The 15,785-nt window shown below is 72.3% G+C and carries 11 protein-coding genes, 1 pseudogene and 1 riboswitch; of the genes and pseudogenes, 6 read left to right on the forward strand and 6 right to left on the reverse strand.

The window, feature by feature from the left end; translation table 11 throughout:
- Nucleotides 1-29 precede the first annotated feature (29 nt).
- Both ABTY62_RS20445 and ABTY62_RS20450 read left to right on the forward strand, forming a co-directional pair.
- Nucleotides 30-659: pseudogene (locus ABTY62_RS20445) on the forward strand (phosphoribosyltransferase); the annotation flags it as partial.
- A 29-nt stretch (nt 660-688) separates the two neighbouring features.
- Nucleotides 689-982: a dsRBD fold-containing protein gene (locus ABTY62_RS20450; RefSeq protein ID WP_014174730.1), complete on the forward strand. Its 294-nt coding sequence runs from the start codon at nt 689-691 to the stop codon at nt 980-982.
- A 66-nt stretch (nt 983-1,048) separates the two neighbouring features.
- Here the strand turns inward: ABTY62_RS20450 and ABTY62_RS20455 are convergent, their stop codons facing one another.
- Nucleotides 1,049-2,368, reverse strand: coding sequence for a transglycosylase family protein (locus ABTY62_RS20455; RefSeq protein ID WP_352130839.1), 1,320 nt, complete (start codon nt 2,366-2,368; stop codon nt 1,049-1,051).
- A 5-nt stretch (nt 2,369-2,373) separates the two neighbouring features.
- Nucleotides 2,374-2,556: riboswitch (cyclic di-AMP (ydaO/yuaA leader) on the reverse strand.
- Between the two features lie 385 nt (nt 2,557-2,941).
- On the opposite strand from ABTY62_RS20455, the gene ABTY62_RS20460 reads away from it, so the two are divergent.
- From ABTY62_RS20460 to ABTY62_RS20470, 3 genes are all read left to right on the forward strand, one after another.
- Nucleotides 2,942-3,646: a DUF4232 domain-containing protein gene (locus tag ABTY62_RS20460; RefSeq protein ID WP_352130840.1), complete on the forward strand. Its 705-nt coding sequence runs from the start codon at nt 2,942-2,944 to the stop codon at nt 3,644-3,646.
- Between the two features lie 234 nt (nt 3,647-3,880).
- Entirely contained in the window at nt 3,881-4,051 is a 171-nt protein-coding gene (locus ABTY62_RS20465) for a hypothetical protein (protein WP_352130841.1), read from the forward strand.
- Nucleotides 4,052-4,102: 51 nt separating this feature from the next.
- A complete protein-coding gene (locus ABTY62_RS20470) occupies nt 4,103-5,986 on the forward strand; it encodes an aKG-HExxH-type peptide beta-hydroxylase (RefSeq protein WP_352130842.1) in 1,884 nt (627 codons plus the stop codon).
- A gap of 19 nt (nt 5,987-6,005) precedes the next feature.
- On the opposite strand, the gene fxsT is transcribed toward ABTY62_RS20470, so the two are convergent.
- From fxsT to ABTY62_RS20495, 5 genes are all read right to left on the reverse strand, one after another.
- On the reverse strand, nt 6,006-10,415 hold the full coding sequence (fxsT, locus tag ABTY62_RS20475; protein ID WP_352130843.1) for an FxSxx-COOH system tetratricopeptide repeat protein: 4,410 nt from the start codon (nt 10,413-10,415) through the stop codon (nt 6,006-6,008).
- Nucleotides 10,412-11,626 (reverse strand): AAA family ATPase, encoded by a 1,215-nt coding sequence (locus ABTY62_RS20480; RefSeq protein ID WP_352130844.1) that lies wholly within the window; start codon nt 11,624-11,626, stop codon nt 10,412-10,414. Before ABTY62_RS20480 ends, fxsT begins: the two co-directional genes overlap by 4 nt.
- The gene (locus ABTY62_RS20485; protein WP_352130845.1) at nt 11,623-13,095 is read right to left on the reverse strand and encodes a VMAP-C domain-containing protein; all 1,473 of its coding nucleotides are present in this window, start codon (nt 13,093-13,095) and stop codon (nt 11,623-11,625) included. Before ABTY62_RS20485 ends, ABTY62_RS20480 begins: the two co-directional genes overlap by 4 nt.
- 209 nt (nt 13,096-13,304) lie before the next feature.
- A complete protein-coding gene (locus ABTY62_RS20490) occupies nt 13,305-14,384 on the reverse strand; it encodes a phosphorylase family protein (RefSeq protein ID WP_352130846.1) in 1,080 nt (359 codons plus the stop codon).
- An 80-nt stretch (nt 14,385-14,464) separates the two neighbouring features.
- Nucleotides 14,465-15,010 (reverse strand): hypothetical protein, encoded by a 546-nt coding sequence (locus ABTY62_RS20495; RefSeq protein ID WP_352130847.1) that lies wholly within the window; start codon nt 15,008-15,010, stop codon nt 14,465-14,467.
- A gap of 156 nt (nt 15,011-15,166) precedes the next feature.
- On the opposite strand from ABTY62_RS20495, the gene ABTY62_RS20500 reads away from it, so the two are divergent.
- A complete protein-coding gene (locus ABTY62_RS20500; RefSeq protein WP_352130848.1) occupies nt 15,167-15,655 on the forward strand; it encodes a glutathione peroxidase in 489 nt (162 codons plus the stop codon).
- The last annotated feature ends 130 nt before the right edge of the window (nt 15,656-15,785 follow it).

Here is a 15,785-nt window from a genome sequence, read left to right on the forward strand (position 1 = left end):
CCCGGGTCTCCCTGCGCTGGGGGTGAGTCATGATCTTCGTCGACCGCGCGGACGCCGGGCGGCGCCTGGCCGCCAGGCTGCGCCCGCTGAGCGCCGAGGACCCCGTGGTGCTCGGCCTGCCGCGCGGCGGGGTGCCGGTGGCCTTCGAGGTCGCGCGGGAGCTGAAGGCGCCCCTGGACGTGATCATCGTCCGCAAGCTCGGCGTCCCCTTCCACCGCGAGCTGGGCTTCGGCGCCATCGGCGAGGGCGGAGTGCGCGTGGTGCACGACGCGATCGTGCGGATGAGCCGGGCGGGCAAGGAGGAGCTCGCGGAGGTGGAGCGGGACGAGGAGGAGGAGCTGGCGCGCCAGGCGCGGCGGTTCCGGCGCGACCGGGCGCGGGTCGCGGTCGGCGGCCGGACGGTGATCGTCGTGGACGACGGGATCGCCACCGGCGCCACCGCCCGGGCCGCCTGCCGGGTCGCCCGCGCGCAGGGCGCGGCCCGGGTGGTGCTGGCCGTCCCGGTCGCGCCGCCCGACGCGGCCGAGGCGCTGCGTCAGGACGCGGATGACGTGATGTGTCTGTCGACCCCACCGGAGTTCTCGGCGGTCGGCGAGTGGTACCAGGACTTCTCGCAGACCAGTGACGCCGAGGTCGTCGACCTGCTCTCCCGGTCGACCGACCTGCCGGGTGGGGCGCATCCTGGTAAATGAAGCAGGAGGTGATGACCGCGATGGAGACGATCGTGGGATGCGACATCGAAATGGAGTTCCGTGAGCTCGGACCTCTCACCGAGGCGGTCGTCCGGCTGAGGATGCACGACGGGACCGAGATCCTGGCTCAGGGCCGCGCGAACCGGAATCCCGACGACCCGGCACAGCCGCGGGTCGGCGAGGAGATCGCGGCGGCGCGGGCGCTGAACAACCTCGCTCACCGGCTGATCTCGAAGGCGGGCGGTGACATCGAGGAGGTCACGCACGCGAAGGCACATCTGGTGATGTAGGGCGGGTCTGCCGCGGCGCCGGGCCGCGGCAGAGCACCCTTCACGACACCTTTCAGAACAGATTTCTCAGATCTGGACGCCCTTGGAGCGGAGGTAGGCGAGCGGGTTGACGTCGGAGCCGTAGTCGGGCCCGGTACGGATCTCGAAGTGCACATGCGGCCCGGTCACGTTGCCGGTCGCCCCGGAACGGCCGAGCTGCTGGCCACCGGACACGGACTGGCCGACGTGGACGGACAGCGCCGACATGTGCGCGTACTGGCTGTACATGCCGTCGGGGTGGCGGAGCACCACCTGGTAGCCGTACGCCCCGCCCCAGCCCGCGGCGACCACCTCGGCCGAGCCCACGGCCCGCACCTGGGTGCCGGTGGCGACGGGGAAGTCGACCCCGGTGTGGTGGCCGCTGGACCAGTTGCTGCCGGAGACGCCGTAGGCGGTGCCGATGCCGTGGCTGGCGACCGGGGTGGTGAAGGACGAGGAGGAGCGCGCCGACGAGCCGGACTTCGCGGCGCGCTCGCGCGCCTTCTGCGCCTGCTCGATCCGCTGCTTGGCCGCCTGCTCGGCCCGCTGCTGCTTGGCCCGGTCCGCCTGCTCGGCGCGCTGCTTGGCTTGATTTGGCTGTTCGGCCCGGGGCCGGCTCTCGGGCGTCTTCGCGGCCGGGGACGCGCTGCCGTCGAGGGTGAGCTTCTGGCCGGGGTAGATCAGGTCGGGGTCGCCGCCGATGACGCGGCGGTTGGCCTCGTAGAGCCGCTGCCAGCCGCCGTCCACGTCCCGGGCATCGGCTATCCGGGACAGCGTGTCGCCGCCGACCACGGTGTACGAGGCGGCGGAGCGCCCGGTGGCGGCCGCGCTCTGGTCGACGGCCGTGGTGGTGGCCTTCGGAGCGGCCTGTGGGGCGTCCTTCGGCGTGACCTTCGGTGTGGCCTTGGGGGCCGTCCTGGGAGCGGCCTGGGAGGAGCCGGAGGAGCCCGAGGTGCCTGAGGTTCCGGGAGAGACGTCAGCGGGCTGGCCGCCGCGGGTCAGGCCCGCCTTGACCGAGCAGACCGGCCAGGCGCCGGGCCCCTGGGCGTCGAGCACCTTCTCGGCGACGGCTATCTGCTGGTCCTTGGAGGCCAGGTCGGCCCGGGACGCGTAGGCCGTCCCGCCGAACGCCTCCCAGGTGGACTGGGAGAACTGGAGGCCGCCGTAGTAGCCGTTCCCGGTGTTGATGCTCCAGTTGTCGGTGGACTCGCACTCCGCCACCTTGTCCCAGGTGTCGACGGAGGCGGCGTTCGCCTGGCCGACGCCTATGAGGGGCAGCGCCACCCCGGCGCCGCCCGCGGTGAACGCGAGCGAGGCGCGGGAGACGCGTCGGGGCCGGGGCCGTCGGTGACGTCCGCGTGCAGCCATTGAGCTCATCCTCTCCTGACGCCTGCGAGGTGAGCTGTCGGGTTCGGGCGGGAGCTGCCCGGCCGCGCCGTCCCCGGTGCCCCCCGGCACCGCGGCGCGACTTCACCCCTAGCCGTACCGCCCGATGTCGTGCGGCACGGCGCCTACCTGGTTCCCCCGCTCCTGCCGTGACAGGTCGTCGTGTCACCCCTCCGCCACGGCAGGACTCGGCGCTCCGGCGGAGGAGGACCCGCCGCAACGAATGCGCCGGGTGCGGCACAGTAAACACACCGTTTTGGTCACGACAAGGTCTCGGCGGACCTGTGTCCTGAAATCGATCACGCCGCTGATGAAATGTGATCCGGGTCACGGCTTTCCGGGTGGGGTGATTGTGGCTCGGAATCCGTAATGCCGAATTGCCGTAATTATGTGATTAATGCTGGGGCCGCGCGGCGGAGTCGCATATCGACCGGAATAAGGGCGCCCATCGGGGGAAGGGGAGTGGGAAGGGGAACGGGAACGGACGGGGGCTGTCGGGGCACTCGGTGCGGCGGCCGACGAGCCGCCGGAGGCCCGACCCACAGGAGGTTGGCCATGACACAGCCACACGGCGGGGCGCCCGCGAGGCGTCGGCCGCCGGTCTTATCCATATCCGCGCTGGTCGTCGGCGCCCTGGCCGCGGTCACGGCCTGCGGCTCCGATGCGACGTCGGGGGCGCCCGCGCCGCCCGGCTCGGCCGGTAAGTCCCACTCGGCCACGGGCACGGCCCGGCCCGGCACCGCCGCGCCCAGCACGGCCCCGCCCGAGGCCGATCCGGCCTCGAAGGCGCCGAGCGCCGCCGAGCCGTCCGTCACCACCGAGGCCGGCTCCGCCGCCCCGCCCGCCGTCCGCCGCATCTGCTCCAAGGATCAGCTGAAACTGTCCACCGGCCGGGCGGATATCGGTGCGGGCAATGTCTATGTCCCCCTGGCCTTCACCAATACCGGCGCGGCCAGTTGCACGCTGACCGGGTATCCCGGCGTTTCGCTGCTCGACGCCCCCGGCGCCGCTATCGGCGACCCCGCCACCCGCCGCGGACCGGGGCGGCCCACGGTCGTCCTGAAACCCGGCGACAGCGCCTACGCGAGTCTGCACACGGTGAACAAAGGCCTGTCCGACAAGCCCTGTTGGCGGACCGCGGCCGAAATTCGGGCCTACCCCCCGGACTCCCACCGCTCCATCAAGGTATCCGCGCGCTCCTTCCGGGTCTGCGGGGGCGTATTCGAGGTCACCGCCGTCGAGCCGGGTTCCCAGCCCTGAACCGGGGCACCACGGCGCGGCGCGGACCGCCGCCCCGCCCCGCGCCCCACCCGGACGCGCCGGAAATGAATTGGCCGGGAAGCGCGGCCACATGACGCCCTTGGGTGTCCGAAAATCTTGATGGCCGCGACACCCACTGGCCCCTTTCGCCCTTCCGTAATCATTATCGGGTGGGCCACCATGTGAAGAGGCCTCGCCTGAGCCGGCACGGAGCGTCTAGAGGGGAACGATGTCATGGAGCGAGCGGCGACCGGGGTCGAGACGGAGCTGGTGGACCTCTCGGGAACGACGCTCGAAGAACTGGGAGACGGTCAGGAGTTCACCCTCGCGACCCGGCGGTTGCTCGAACTCGTACAGTCCCCGCCCACCCTCGCGAACGCCGCCGATAACCAAGAGGGATGTTGAGTGGAATCCCGGTATGGCGAGGCGGCGTTCGTCCCGCCGAGAAGGGCGGCCATGCCGACGGACTATTCAGCCGGCCTTGCCTCCCCGCTCCCGGCCCCTCCGCGCTCCCGGCCGCCCGCCGCGCCCCCGATGAGCCACCACCGGCTGTCCGCGGCGGGCTTCGAGGAGTTGGCGCACGGCAGCGGGGGAGCGACGGCGATCGCCGAATTACGGGCGGGCCAACGCAGCCGTCTCATGCTTCTGCTACGCGCGTTGACCGACCTTGCCTCCTCCCATCCGCAGGTGCCGGGGCCACTGCCCGCGCCACGGGTGGCATGGGAGCTGCTGATACGAGCCGAGCGGAGCAGCCCGTCCCACGTGGAGCAGTTGCTGCTGCACCCCCAGGTCGGCACCTGGCTCAGCCGCTGTCTGCGCAGGCTGCGGGGCGTCACGGAAGAGACGGCCGATGAGGTCCCGCTCTGGCTGGAGACCGCCTATCTGCACACCGTGGCCGCCTCGGCGGCCCTCCTCGCGGGGATCGACTTCCGGATCGCGGTCGGGGTCCGCGACGGCGGGGTGATGCTGCCCGCGCTCGGTTTCCTCGACCTGGAGGGCCGCGACTCCGCCGTCGCCGAGATCGTCGCCGACGGCGTGGCCGGCCGAGCCGTGCGCGCCGGCTCGCACACGGTGCCGCTGCCCTCCGACCTCACCCGGGAGACCGGAGGCTGGCGCCCCCTGAGACGGCTGCACGGCCGGCACCCCGTCCACCCCTGCTCGCCCTACCTGGACGATCTCGACCCCTACCGGGACTTTCTGCGCCCCACCGCCCCGCGGCGGTTGAGCCAGCCGGAGGCGCGGCGGTGGCAGGAACACTTCGACAGCGCCTGGTCGCTCGTCGCGGGACAGAGCGACGTGGATCCAGCAGGTGTCGCCGACTGCCTGATCTCCGTCGTCCCGGTGCGCTACCCCGCCCGGGCCGAACCGTTCAGCGCCTCCTCACCTGAGTCCTACGGCTGCGTCCTGCTGAACCCTCCGGCCGATGCGGCCACCCTCGCCGCTTCGCTGATCCACGAGGCCCAGCACGTCAAACTCAGCGCCCTGCTCGACCTGGTGCCCCTGATCCGCGGTGGCATGGAGGAGATCCACTACGCGCCCTGGCGTGTCGATCCACGCCCGCTGCGCGGCCTGCTCCACGGCACATACGCCTTTCTGGGTGTCACGGCGTTCTGGCGGGCCCACAGACATGCCGTAGTGGACGAGACCACACCGGCCGCGGAGTTCGAGTTCGCGCTGCGGCGCTCGCAGACCTTCCACGGGCTGCGGACGCTGCGCGCCCACGCGGAGCTCACCGGCCTGGGCGACCGATTCCTGCGCGGGCTCGAGGACACACTGACCCCATGGCTCAATGAACCCGTCCCCGACGGCCCGCTGCGCGCCGCCGAGGACCTCAACCTCGATCACCGGCTGCTCCATCGCCTGCATCACCTGCGTCCCGACCCTGGCCGGACGGGGCAGTGGGCCCAGGTCTGGCGGGTCGGCCGCCCCCCGCCGGACGCCCTTCCCGCGACCACGCTGCGCGCGTCCCGGACGGCGGTGGCGGCCCGCGCGGCCCTGATCCGGCTGCGCCTTCGCGACCCGGCCGGTTTCGACCAGCTGCGGGAGAAACCGGAGGAGCGTCCCCTCGACGGCATGGACGCCCCGCTGGACGCCGACCTCCACTGGGCCGCCGGTGACACCGCGGCCGCGCTGGACGGCTACCGCGACCGTCTCGCTGCGCACCCCGACGACCTCCCCGCGTGGTCGGGGCTCGCCCTGACCCTGCCCACGGGCCCGGCGAGGGAAGCGCTCCGGGGCTGTCCGGAAGTCGTGCTCGCGGTGCACCGGGCGCTGCGCGACCCGTCTCTCGGCGGCCCCGACCCGGTGGCTCTCGCCCACTGGATCGGGAGCCGCCGCTGAGTGCCGGGGCGGCGTCGCGTCAGTAGGTGTACGCCTCGAGGTCGCAGTCCGCGCGGATGCCGCGGGCCGCCGCGATGGTGGCCGGGTGCTGGGCGCTCAGTACCCGGCGGAACCGGTCCAGGGCGTCGTTGTGCAGCTCCTCCGCCGACCGGCTCTCGCCCAGGGCGCGCAGGTCCGCCGACAGATTCACCGCGCACGCCAGCGTGGTCGGATGGTCCTCGCCCAGCCGCTCCCGGCAGACGGCCAGGCTCTCGGTGTCCAGGCCGTGCGCCTCCTCGTAGTCCGCCAGCGTGTACAGGTCGCTGGCCAGGTTGATGGCGCAGACGAGGGCCGAGGGGTGGTCTGCCCCCAGCGTGTCCACGAACACCGGCAGCGTCTCCTTGTTGAGCGCCAGCGCCTCCTCGGTCTCGCCCAACAGTCGGAGGGTGACGGCCAGGTTGGTCGCCGCGCTCGAGGTGTAGGGGTGCCGGGGGCCGAGGATGACCCGCAGGTCCTCCAGGGACTTCATCCCGAGCTCGCGGGCGCCGGCCAGGTCGGCGTTCTGGCGCAGGTCCATGGAGAGGTTCATCTCCGCCGTGGTGATGTCGAGGTTGGGCTCGATATAGCGCAGCCGGTAGCTGTCCAGGGCCTGCCGGGTCAGCTCGATCGCACCTTCGTGATCCCCGGCCTTGCGGCGGGCCACGGCCAGGGTGCGCATCGCGTTGATGAACACCGGCGCGTTCGGCGGCACGCTGCGCACGGCGCGCGCAAAGGTCTCCTCCTGCATGGCGCGGGCCGCGTGGTACTGGCCGTTGCCGCGGATGTCGCTGGACAGGTGGGTGGAGAGCAGGAGTGTGGTGAGCGAGTCCTCGCCGAGGACGATGGCCGCGGTGTCACGCGCGGACTGGTGGATCTCCTGGGCGCGTTTGAAGTCGCCCATGGCGCGGAGCGCCAGCCCGTAATCGTTCGCGGCGCCCAGGGTGTACGGGTCCTCGTCGCCGAAGACCCGCACGGCCCTGGTCCAGCGGTCCTTCTCCAACTCGACGGACCTGGTGTAATCCCCCTGGAGCCGGGCGCTGTTGGCGACCGCGCCCATGGTCGCGATGGTGTCCTCGTTGTTCTCGCCGGCCTGCGGGTGGGCTCGCAGCAGCTCCAGGATCCGGTCGTTGAGCTCCCGGGCCTCCTCGTAGTGGCCGAGAGCGGTCAGCGTGTGACCGAGGGTCCGGGAGGCCGCCAGCGTCTCCAGGCTGTCCTCGCCCAGTGACTGGCGCCAGGCCTCCACCACCTGGCTGCCGAACTCGCGGGCGCCCTGATGGTCGCCCCAGACGAAGAGGAATCTGATCAGGTTGCGCACCATCTGGCGCACCCATTTGTCGTCGCACTCCAGCGCGCGGGAGGCGCGGACATGCGACAAGAGGTCCGCATAGCGCGGCCAGTTGACGGGGGTCACGTCGTTGGGGTCGCCGTAGGCGAGCAGCACATGGGCGCCGTGCCGCATGTCCGCCTGCTGCTGTGGGGACATCTGGCCGATCAGCACCGCCTGCACCAGCCGGTGCATCTCGATGGTGTTGTTCCGGTGATTGATCTTGATCAGCGCGTAGCGATTGATCTCACGGATGGCATGACCGAGCTTGATCGGGTCCTGTAGGACCTCCGAGAGCTCGGGGGAGAGGGAGACCCCCCGGACCCCGGAGAACAGCCGCCGCGAGATCGGCTCCGGAGCGAAGAAGGAGCACACCTGGAGCAGTTGCAGCGCCCCGGGGTGGTGCTCGGCGAGCCGGCGCAGCGACATGTTCCAGGCCGCCGCGACCGGCTCGGGGTAGTCGACCGGGACGCCCTGGGCCAGCAGTTCGGCGCGCCGGGTGCTGACATCGGCCCGTTCGTCCTCGAAGACATGCAGATACTCGTCGACCGGCATCCCGGTCTCGGTGAGCCACGCGGCGGCCTGCTCGATGGCCAGTGGCAGATCGCCCAGCGCATCGGCCACCCGGTCGGCCTGGTCGTGCGGCAGCTCGGGGCCCCGGCGCAGCAGCAGCTCGATGCTCTCCTCCCGGTCGAAGACATCCACCTCGACCGTGCGGGCGGCCCGGGACCACTGGGCGTTGCGGGAGGTCACGAGGATCCGGCCGGGGCCGCCGCTGGGGAAGAAGGGCCGTACCGTCTCCAGCTCCTCGGCGTTGTCGAAGACCAGGAGCCAGTCGCGGCAGGGGCGGCCGGTGCGCAGCGCCTCCAGCACGCTGGGCACCGCGATGTTGGACTCCTGGCCGACATGCAGCCCCAGCCGGTCGGCCAGCTGCACCAGCGCCTGCCGGATCTGCTCGGGGCGCTCCGCGGGGATCCACCACACCGCGTCGTAGTCGGAGGCGTGCTGGTGCACGTACTCCAGGGCGATCTGCGACTTGCCCACGCCGCCGAGCCCGTGCAGGGCCTCGGGGAGCACGGCGGCCGTTCCCTCGCTGCTCAGACGCTCGTGCAAGGTGTCGAGCAACGCTTGGCGCCCGGTGAAGTTGTTGTTCCGGGGCGGGACGTTCCCCCAGATGGCCGGGGGATCCCCGGCACGGCGCTCCTCCACGGCGGGCAGGGACCGGGCAGCGGTCACGGGCACAAAACTTCCTCTCGGATGCTCACCCGCGGCGCCCGGCGTGCCGTGCGCCGACGGGGGTGACGATTCGTCCTTCGGGGAGGACGGGTTGGAACGGGAATTTCGGGACATCATCGAATCAGTCACGGCAGCCGCCTCGGGAAACGAACTTCCCCTATTCGGTGGATCTTCAACTGGATCGCCGCGGCGTTCGCCCGACCGGCCGAGCGCCTGATGCGCCAGCACGCGCGCGTGAAAGGTGCGCGCGCCCTCCAGGTAGGGCCCGGAGAGCGCCTTGTAGACCTGCTCCTGGACGCGCATGTAGGGCAGCAGCCGCTCGGTGTCCGGGAGCTCGGGCAGGGTCTGCGAGGGGTGGTTGAGCGCGTCCCGCAGGACGTGCAGGGGCTTCCAGCGGCGGCCGAGCCGGTCCAGGACGCTGCGCAGGATGTACAGCGACTCGTCCCGCATCCCGGCCGACAGCAGGAGTTCCCGCACTCCCTGGTGGAACTCGTAGCCGATCCCGGTCTCGTCCATCGGGTCCGTCGCGCCGACCTTGCGCAGCAGCCCGCCCAGCAGGATCTCGGCGAGGTCTCCGGGGGTGCCCTGCGGCTCGTGCATGCCCTGGACGAACTCCATCACCGGGATGTTCAGCGGCGCGGCCGCCAGCCGGGAGGCCAGTTTGAAGGCGCTCGGCGACGCGGTGGCGCGGAAGCGGAACACCCGCTCCCGGGCGGTGGGTTCCGGCTCGCGCTCCCAGCGCTCGGCCGGTACTCCCGGCAGCAGTGCGAGGGTGTCGCGGCCGCGCGCCGAGGGCCGGGTCACCAGCTGCGCCCAGCGGTGCAGCCACCGCGCCTCGAGCTCCAGTACCGGGACCGGCGGTTCGCCTCCGGGCCAGGGGGCGCCGTCGGGGCGCTGCCAGGTGCCGTTGGGCGCGCCCGGTTCGGGCACGCGCACCCGTACCCGTTCGGGGGTGAGCCCCGTGTGGTTCCAGTGGCCCTGGTTCAGCACATGCAGGACGGCGACGGTGGCCTGCCGGGCCCAGCGGGCCAGAGCGCGCTTGCCGGTCTCGTCCGCCCATGCCGCGCCGATGCCGTCGGTGAGGACCAGCACGGCCCGTTTGCCGCGGGGCGGAATCCCGTCCACCGGTGAGCGCCCGCCGCCCCGCTCGCGGTCCGGCCCGATCCGGTCGCCCGCGGGATCCGCGGGGAGCGGGTGGTCGAAGTTGATCCGCTGCACGCTGACCGTACGGAACGCCCCGGTGCGTACCAGGACGGTGACCAGCTGGTCGACGGTTCTGCGCCACACCACCATGGAGCTGCTGCGGTCCACGACCAGGACCATGTCCATCCAGCGCTCCCGGACGGGGACACAGCTGGGCAGCCACAGCCCCTCGCGCGCCGCGCGCTCGGCCGTGGCCTCCTCGTCGACCTCGTTCGCGACCGGCGAGGGCGAGGTGCGCCGCAGCGGCCGCAGCGCCCGGGACAGGGCGCGCTCGGCGGTCGGCGGGGAGACGGCGGCCAGGCGGGGTGCGGGCGTGACGACATCGGCGGCGACCGCCTGCCCCAGGGGCTCGCCGGACGGCGCCGGCACGCCGACGAGCTCCACCGGGCGGGGTGCGGACAGCACCAGTTCGCCCTCGGGCTCCGGAGTCTCGTCCTCGGCGTCCGGGGGTGAGCCCTGTGGCGGGTCCGGGGCGCGGGGCGGCTCCTGCGCGGGAGGTGCGGCCGAAGGCGGGGCGGGGGCGGGGCGGCCGGCCTCGCGGTCGGTCTCCGCCCTGCACACCGTGAGCCATAACGCGTCGGCGATCTGCTGCCAGTCGAGATCCGGCCGACCGCGCTGGGAGGACCTGCCGCCCGGGTCCTGTGTCATTGCGGGCCCGCGACATCCAATCGGTGCCAAACCGCGTGCAGCAGCTCCTCCCACTCGGGACCCGGAACATGGGCCTGAGACGTCACCAGATACACGGCGTTGAGCAGCTGGTCGGCGGCCAGCCCGCCTTCGAGACGGCTGCGTTCGAGGAACATCTGGACGAGCTCCAGGGCGCGCGGGTCATCGGCCCGCCCCAGGTGCGCGGCCACGATCGCGGCGAGCCGGTCGGCGTCCGGGTCGGGCAGCCGCAGCTGTAGACAGCGGCGCAGGAACGCGGGCGGGAACTCCCGCTCGTCGTTGCTGGTGATGATGACGACCGGGAAGGCGCGGCAGCGCACCCGCCCGGAGGCGATGACGGCGCTGCGGTCCGGGTCGTCGGTGAGCACGCGGACGGCGGGGCGGCGGCTGCGGATGCGCACCAGCTCCGGAATGGCGTATTCGCCGGCCTCGAAGATGTCGAGGAGGTCGTTGGGCAGATCGATATCGCTCTTGTCGAACTCGTCGATGAGCAGGACGCGGGGCAGCCGGTGCGGCAGCATCGCCGTGCCCAGCGGACCGAGTTGGAGGAAGTCCCCGATGTCCTCCGGCCCGGGGGCATGGTGCTCGGCGTACTCGGCGTCCGCGGCCTGCCCGGCCGCCGCGGCGTGCACCCGGCCGACCGCGTCGTAGTCGTACAGCCCCGACCGCAGCGTGGTGCGGGTGGTGATCGGCCAGCGCAGCACCCGGCCAAGCCCCAGCTCTCTGCTGATCCGGTACGCCAGCGTGGACTTGCCCGTCCCCGGGCGGCCCGTCACCAGGAGGGGGCGGCGCAGGATCAGCGCCGCGTTGACGACATCCGCCTCCTCCGGGTCCGACCGCATGCCCAGCGGAGCGGCGCCCAGCCGCCGCGCGGCGTCCTGCTCGTCCTCCGGCGGGGCGGGCGGCTCGGTCGGCGCCTCGCCGTCCTCCGGCGATAACGCCTGGGCGGACGGTGGGAGGGCCCCGGCCTCGCCGCCGTCGGCGGGGCCCGCGGAGACGCCGTTGAAGGTGCGCCAGGGAGGCGGCGGCGGAAGGATCTCTTCCAGGCTGACGTCGTGCAGCGGGCGTCCGGTGCCCTGATAGATCCACCAGGGGCGGGGGATACTGGACGACGGCGGGCCGAAATGGGAGGCGGGGCCCGGTTCGCCGTTGGCGTGTCCGTTGTGCCGCCTCGTAGGCCCTGCGTCGGTCATCGACCGCCCACCCCTTCGTCCGGCCCCGCCAAGCGCCCGGCCACGCCCACAGGACGGTTCGCGTCGTCCCAAACGATCATGACGTGTTGCCCAAGGTGGTCCTCGCGCTCCGCGGGCGCGATGCCTTGGGCCTCCATCCGCAACTCTTTCACGGCTTCGCGCAACCGTGCCAGGTCCCCGCCCAACTGATGAACGAAATCCGGATTCCTGGGATGCCGCCGATCCCATACGACGACCGGGACGCCCGCCCGCCACGCCGCCGCGGCCTGGAGGTTTCCCTCCCGGCTCGCGCCCGGCGGCGCGTTCAGCACCAGGGCGGCCACATGTTCGTCGGCGTTGAGCCGGGCCACCAGGGCACTCGGGTCACCGGCGCGCGGACTGTCCGGATCCGGCCCGTCGACGACCAACTGCCGGGACCGCTCCGGCTGCGAGCGGAAGGTATTCCACCGCTTCCTCCAGGGGTGGTACCAGTGCCGGGTCTGGCTGCGCTCCAGGCTCCGTACGACCACCGAGTAGGTCGAGCACAGGGGAGTGGCGAAGTCGCTGTCCAGCTCGTCGCGCCACATGTGCACCGGCAGATGAAGGTCCTCGGCGCTCAGCACGAACTCCAGGTGGATGCAGTGGGCGTCCTCCCACTCCACCACGGCCTCGTGCACCAGGTCCTGCACGGCGCGCTCGACCGTGGCGGCCGTGACCTTGCTGACCGGGCCGCGGACCGGATTCCAGTCCGCCGGGTCGTAGTGGTGCCATGAGGAGAGCTCATAGCGGCCGGGCTCGTCCTGCGGCAGCAACTGGATCACCAGATACGCGTCGATCGCCTCGGCGGGCGCGGCATGCCCCACCTGCTGCCGCAGCGACCTCAGCTGCGAGGTCAGCGACAGTTCGCGCGCCTGCTCGTCCGCCCAGCTCCGCAGGCGGTCGGCCAGCTCCAGCGGCCAGGCCGAGGCGGCCAGGTACTCGACCAGGGCCAGGCCCGGCGGCAGTCCGTCCGGCCTGGCGTTCATCCGGTTCAGGATCTCGAAGGCCTGCCACGGGTCGGTGACCGCAGGCACCTCCGGCAGCGGCCCCGCCGCGCCGCGGCACAGCCCCGCCAGATCGGCCACCTGTAGACCCGCCAGCAGCGGGCGCAGCCGCTCGGTGGCGGCCGCGGACAGCACCGGGCGGGCCGTCATCTGGTGTATGACCGAGTCGAGTTGGCGGATGGCGGTAGCGTCCGACGGTGCCAGGATGGCGAGCGACTCGCGCAGCGCGCGCATGAACCGCTCGTTGTCCAGGCACTCCTTGGCGAGCTCCGCCAGAAAGTAGTCGGTCACCCGATGGCTGCGGACCGGCGGCGCCGTGTCCAGCTCCCTGGCGACCAGCTCCAGACACAGCGCACGCGAGTCCGGGTCGCTCAGCACCCGGAACTCCCGCAACGCCGTGACGAGATGGTTGACCGATGCCAGGCCACCTTCCCCCGTGGCCACCATGCCATGACCTCCCGCGCCCCCATCACCGGTCCCCGCCGCCGGTGATCATTGCTGGAGACCCTGCCATAGGCGGATGCCGCCCGGCCCGGGCTCCGGACCACTTGTATGCCCGGAACGCCATACATAACACCCCGTTAGACGCGAGAGTCGCGCCCGTCACACAGTGCCATATCACCCCATGACGGGACGTCAGGGCAGTACCCGGGCGGTCATTCCCGGCGCAGCGGGGCCAGCCGCGCGGTCAGCTCCGCCGTGGCCGGGGCGTCCGGCGCGATGGCCGCGAGAACGTCCATCAGCTGGGCCCATGCGCCGTACGCCTCGCAGGTGCGCAGCAGGGCCAGCGCCTCCGTCCGGCTCGCCGACTGCCTGGCCACCGCCGTGCCCACGCCCGGCAGCTCGTCCAGCAGCTGCTGCCAGCCGGCCGGGGAGGTCAGCCCCGGCACGGTGAGCAACAGGTCGGTGAGTTCGCCGAGTTCCCGGATCGTCAGCTTGCGGCGTGCTGCGGGGCGGCCCGGGGCAGTCGCGGTGACAGGGGCGGGCGCCGCGGCCGCGGGGAGCCGACGGAGGAGTTCGAAGGCGAACGCCGCCGCGTGCCGGGAGGCCACGGGCTGCCAGCGCTCGTCGTGTGCCTCGTCCTTGTCGGCGAGCAGATCCGAGATGCCGCGGATCACCAGGGCGTCGACATCCCGGTTGACATAGGCGCCGGCCAGAAACCCGAAGCCCTCCATGTCCACCGCCACCGCGTCCCCCGCGCTCGCCGCGAGCCTGTGGCCGACGTCCGACCGCTGGTGCGTCACCACCCGCCCGCCCGCCGCGATGGGCTTGACATGGGCCCGGGGGAGCGGCGCCGCCTCGCCCCCGGCGGGGTGGATCCTCAGCTGCCACTCGTCCAGGGCCGCGACATGCCTGGCCAGCTGGACCAGGTCGTACGCCGACTGATGGGTCTTCTGGCGGGGCAGAAAACCGCCCTCGGTGTCCTTGCCGGTCTCGTAGTCGTACACCGCGTCCGCGGCCACCACATCCCCCAGGCCCACATCCTTGCGGCCGCCGGCCACCCCCACGAACAGCAGGGCCCGCGGCGCGAAGAGCGCCGACGCCCGCTCCACCAGGGCCGCGGCGCCCGGGTTCCCCGGGCCCGTCATATGGATCGCGACGGATGTGCCGGTGTGGCCGTCGCGGAAGACGCCCACCTCGAACAGGGAGCCCCGCTCGGCCGCCACGGTGCGCAGCTCCTCCAGATGCGCCCGCACGGCCCGGTACTCCACCTCGAGCGCCGTGAGGATGACCACCTCCGCGCGCCCTCCGCCCCCGTCAGCCCACACCTTGTCCCCCTACGTCCGCGCGTGCCCGGTCCGAGCGACCCATGGTGTCAGGGCCGGTGGAGGTCCGCGTACACCACGATCTGCACCGTCAACACCGTGATCAGCAGGGTTTCGGCCACCGAGATCGCGACGAGCGGCCCCTCGATCCGGCCGGAGGTCCAGTAGACGATCAGGGCGGCGACCGGCGCCACCGAGAAGAGCAGCAGGTCGGCCGCGAGCTGGAGCCGTTTGCGGGAGATCCGGCGGCGGTCGTCCCGGTGGGCCGTCTCCCAGCCGAAGACCCGGGGCCGGTCGGGGACGAGCGCGGACAGCCGCGGGTCCAGGTCCTGGCGTATGTAGCGGCCGATGGCCGAGATCTTCTCGTCATTGACCAGATAGGTCCAGCCCAGCAGCACCGAGGCGGGCGGCAGCAGCAGAAGCAGTTCCGGCCGGCCGCCGCCTTGCAGCGAGAAGGTGATGATGGCCGCCATGGAGGCGAGGGTGGCGTAGAGCAGATTGTCCCGGAACCCGATGCGTGCCCGCTGCTCCTCCTTCACCTGCTCGTACTCCACGATGAGCAGCCTGCCGACGACGGCTTCCTCGTCCCGTGACACACATCCCCCTCGACGAGCGCCGCGCCACCGGCCGCCGGACCCTGGAGTGGATCCGCGGACGGCCGGCGGCAGCGCATAGATTTGCCGTGCACCCATCCGTGTACCCATCCGTGCACCGACCCGTGCACCGACGGAACGACGAAGGCGAGTCCCCCGATGAGTCTGTACGACATCCCCCTGCACACCCTCTCCGGCGAGCCCACCACCCTCGGCGCGCACCGGGACACGGCGCTGCTGCTGGTCAACGTGGCCTCCAAGTGCGGGCTGACCCCGCAGTACGAGGGCCTGGAGCGGCTTCAGCAGCGCTACGCCGAGCGCGGTTTCACCGTGCTGGGCTTCCCCTGCAACCAGTTCGCGGGCCAGGAGCCCGGGACCGGCGAGGAGATCCAGACCTTCTGCTCCACCACCTACGGGGTGTCCTTCCCGCTCATGGAGAAGATCGAGGTCAACGGCGACGGCCGGCATCCGCTGTACGCCGAGCTGACGCAGGCCGCGGACGCGGCGGGCGAGGCGGGCGACATCCAGTGGAACTTCGAGAAGTTCCTGGTCTCGCCGGGCGGCGAGGTCGTCGGCCGGTTCCGGCCGCGGACCGAGCCGGAGGCCGCGGAGGTCGTCGCGGCGATCGAGGCGCAGCTGCCCCGCTGAGGCCACGCCACCGGGGACACGACCGCGCACCGGCCCGCGGGGAGACCGCCTCGCGGGCCGGCCGCGTGCGCGATTCCTCAGAACCTCCTCAAACCCGTGGCCCGGGCGCTCCCGGTGGCCCGCGCCGCCA

The organism is Streptomyces sp. NPDC097640, from assembly GCF_040302705.1.
GTDB lineage: Bacteria > Actinomycetota > Actinomycetes > Streptomycetales > Streptomycetaceae > Streptomyces.

Excerpts from the sequence above, each read along its gene's own strand:
- ABTY62_RS20450 (WP_014174730.1), top strand. The coding sequence starts at position 689 with ATGAAGCAGGAGGTGATGACCGCGATGGAGACGATCGTGGGATGCGAC.
- ABTY62_RS20455 (WP_352130839.1), bottom strand. The coding sequence starts at position 2,368 with ATGGCTGCACGCGGACGTCACCGACGGCCCCGGCCCCGACGCGTCTCC.
- ABTY62_RS20460 (WP_352130840.1), top strand. The coding sequence starts at position 2,942 with ATGACACAGCCACACGGCGGGGCGCCCGCGAGGCGTCGGCCGCCGGTC.
- ABTY62_RS20465 (WP_352130841.1), top strand. The coding sequence starts at position 3,881 with ATGGAGCGAGCGGCGACCGGGGTCGAGACGGAGCTGGTGGACCTCTCG.
- ABTY62_RS20470 (WP_352130842.1), top strand. The coding sequence starts at position 4,103 with ATGCCGACGGACTATTCAGCCGGCCTTGCCTCCCCGCTCCCGGCCCCT.
- fxsT (WP_352130843.1), bottom strand. The coding sequence starts at position 10,415 with ATGACACAGGACCCGGGCGGCAGGTCCTCCCAGCGCGGTCGGCCGGAT.
- ABTY62_RS20480 (WP_352130844.1), bottom strand. The coding sequence starts at position 11,626 with ATGACCGACGCAGGGCCTACGAGGCGGCACAACGGACACGCCAACGGC.
- ABTY62_RS20485 (WP_352130845.1), bottom strand. The coding sequence starts at position 13,095 with ATGGTGGCCACGGGGGAAGGTGGCCTGGCATCGGTCAACCATCTCGTC.
- ABTY62_RS20500 (WP_352130848.1), top strand. The coding sequence starts at position 15,167 with ATGAGTCTGTACGACATCCCCCTGCACACCCTCTCCGGCGAGCCCACC.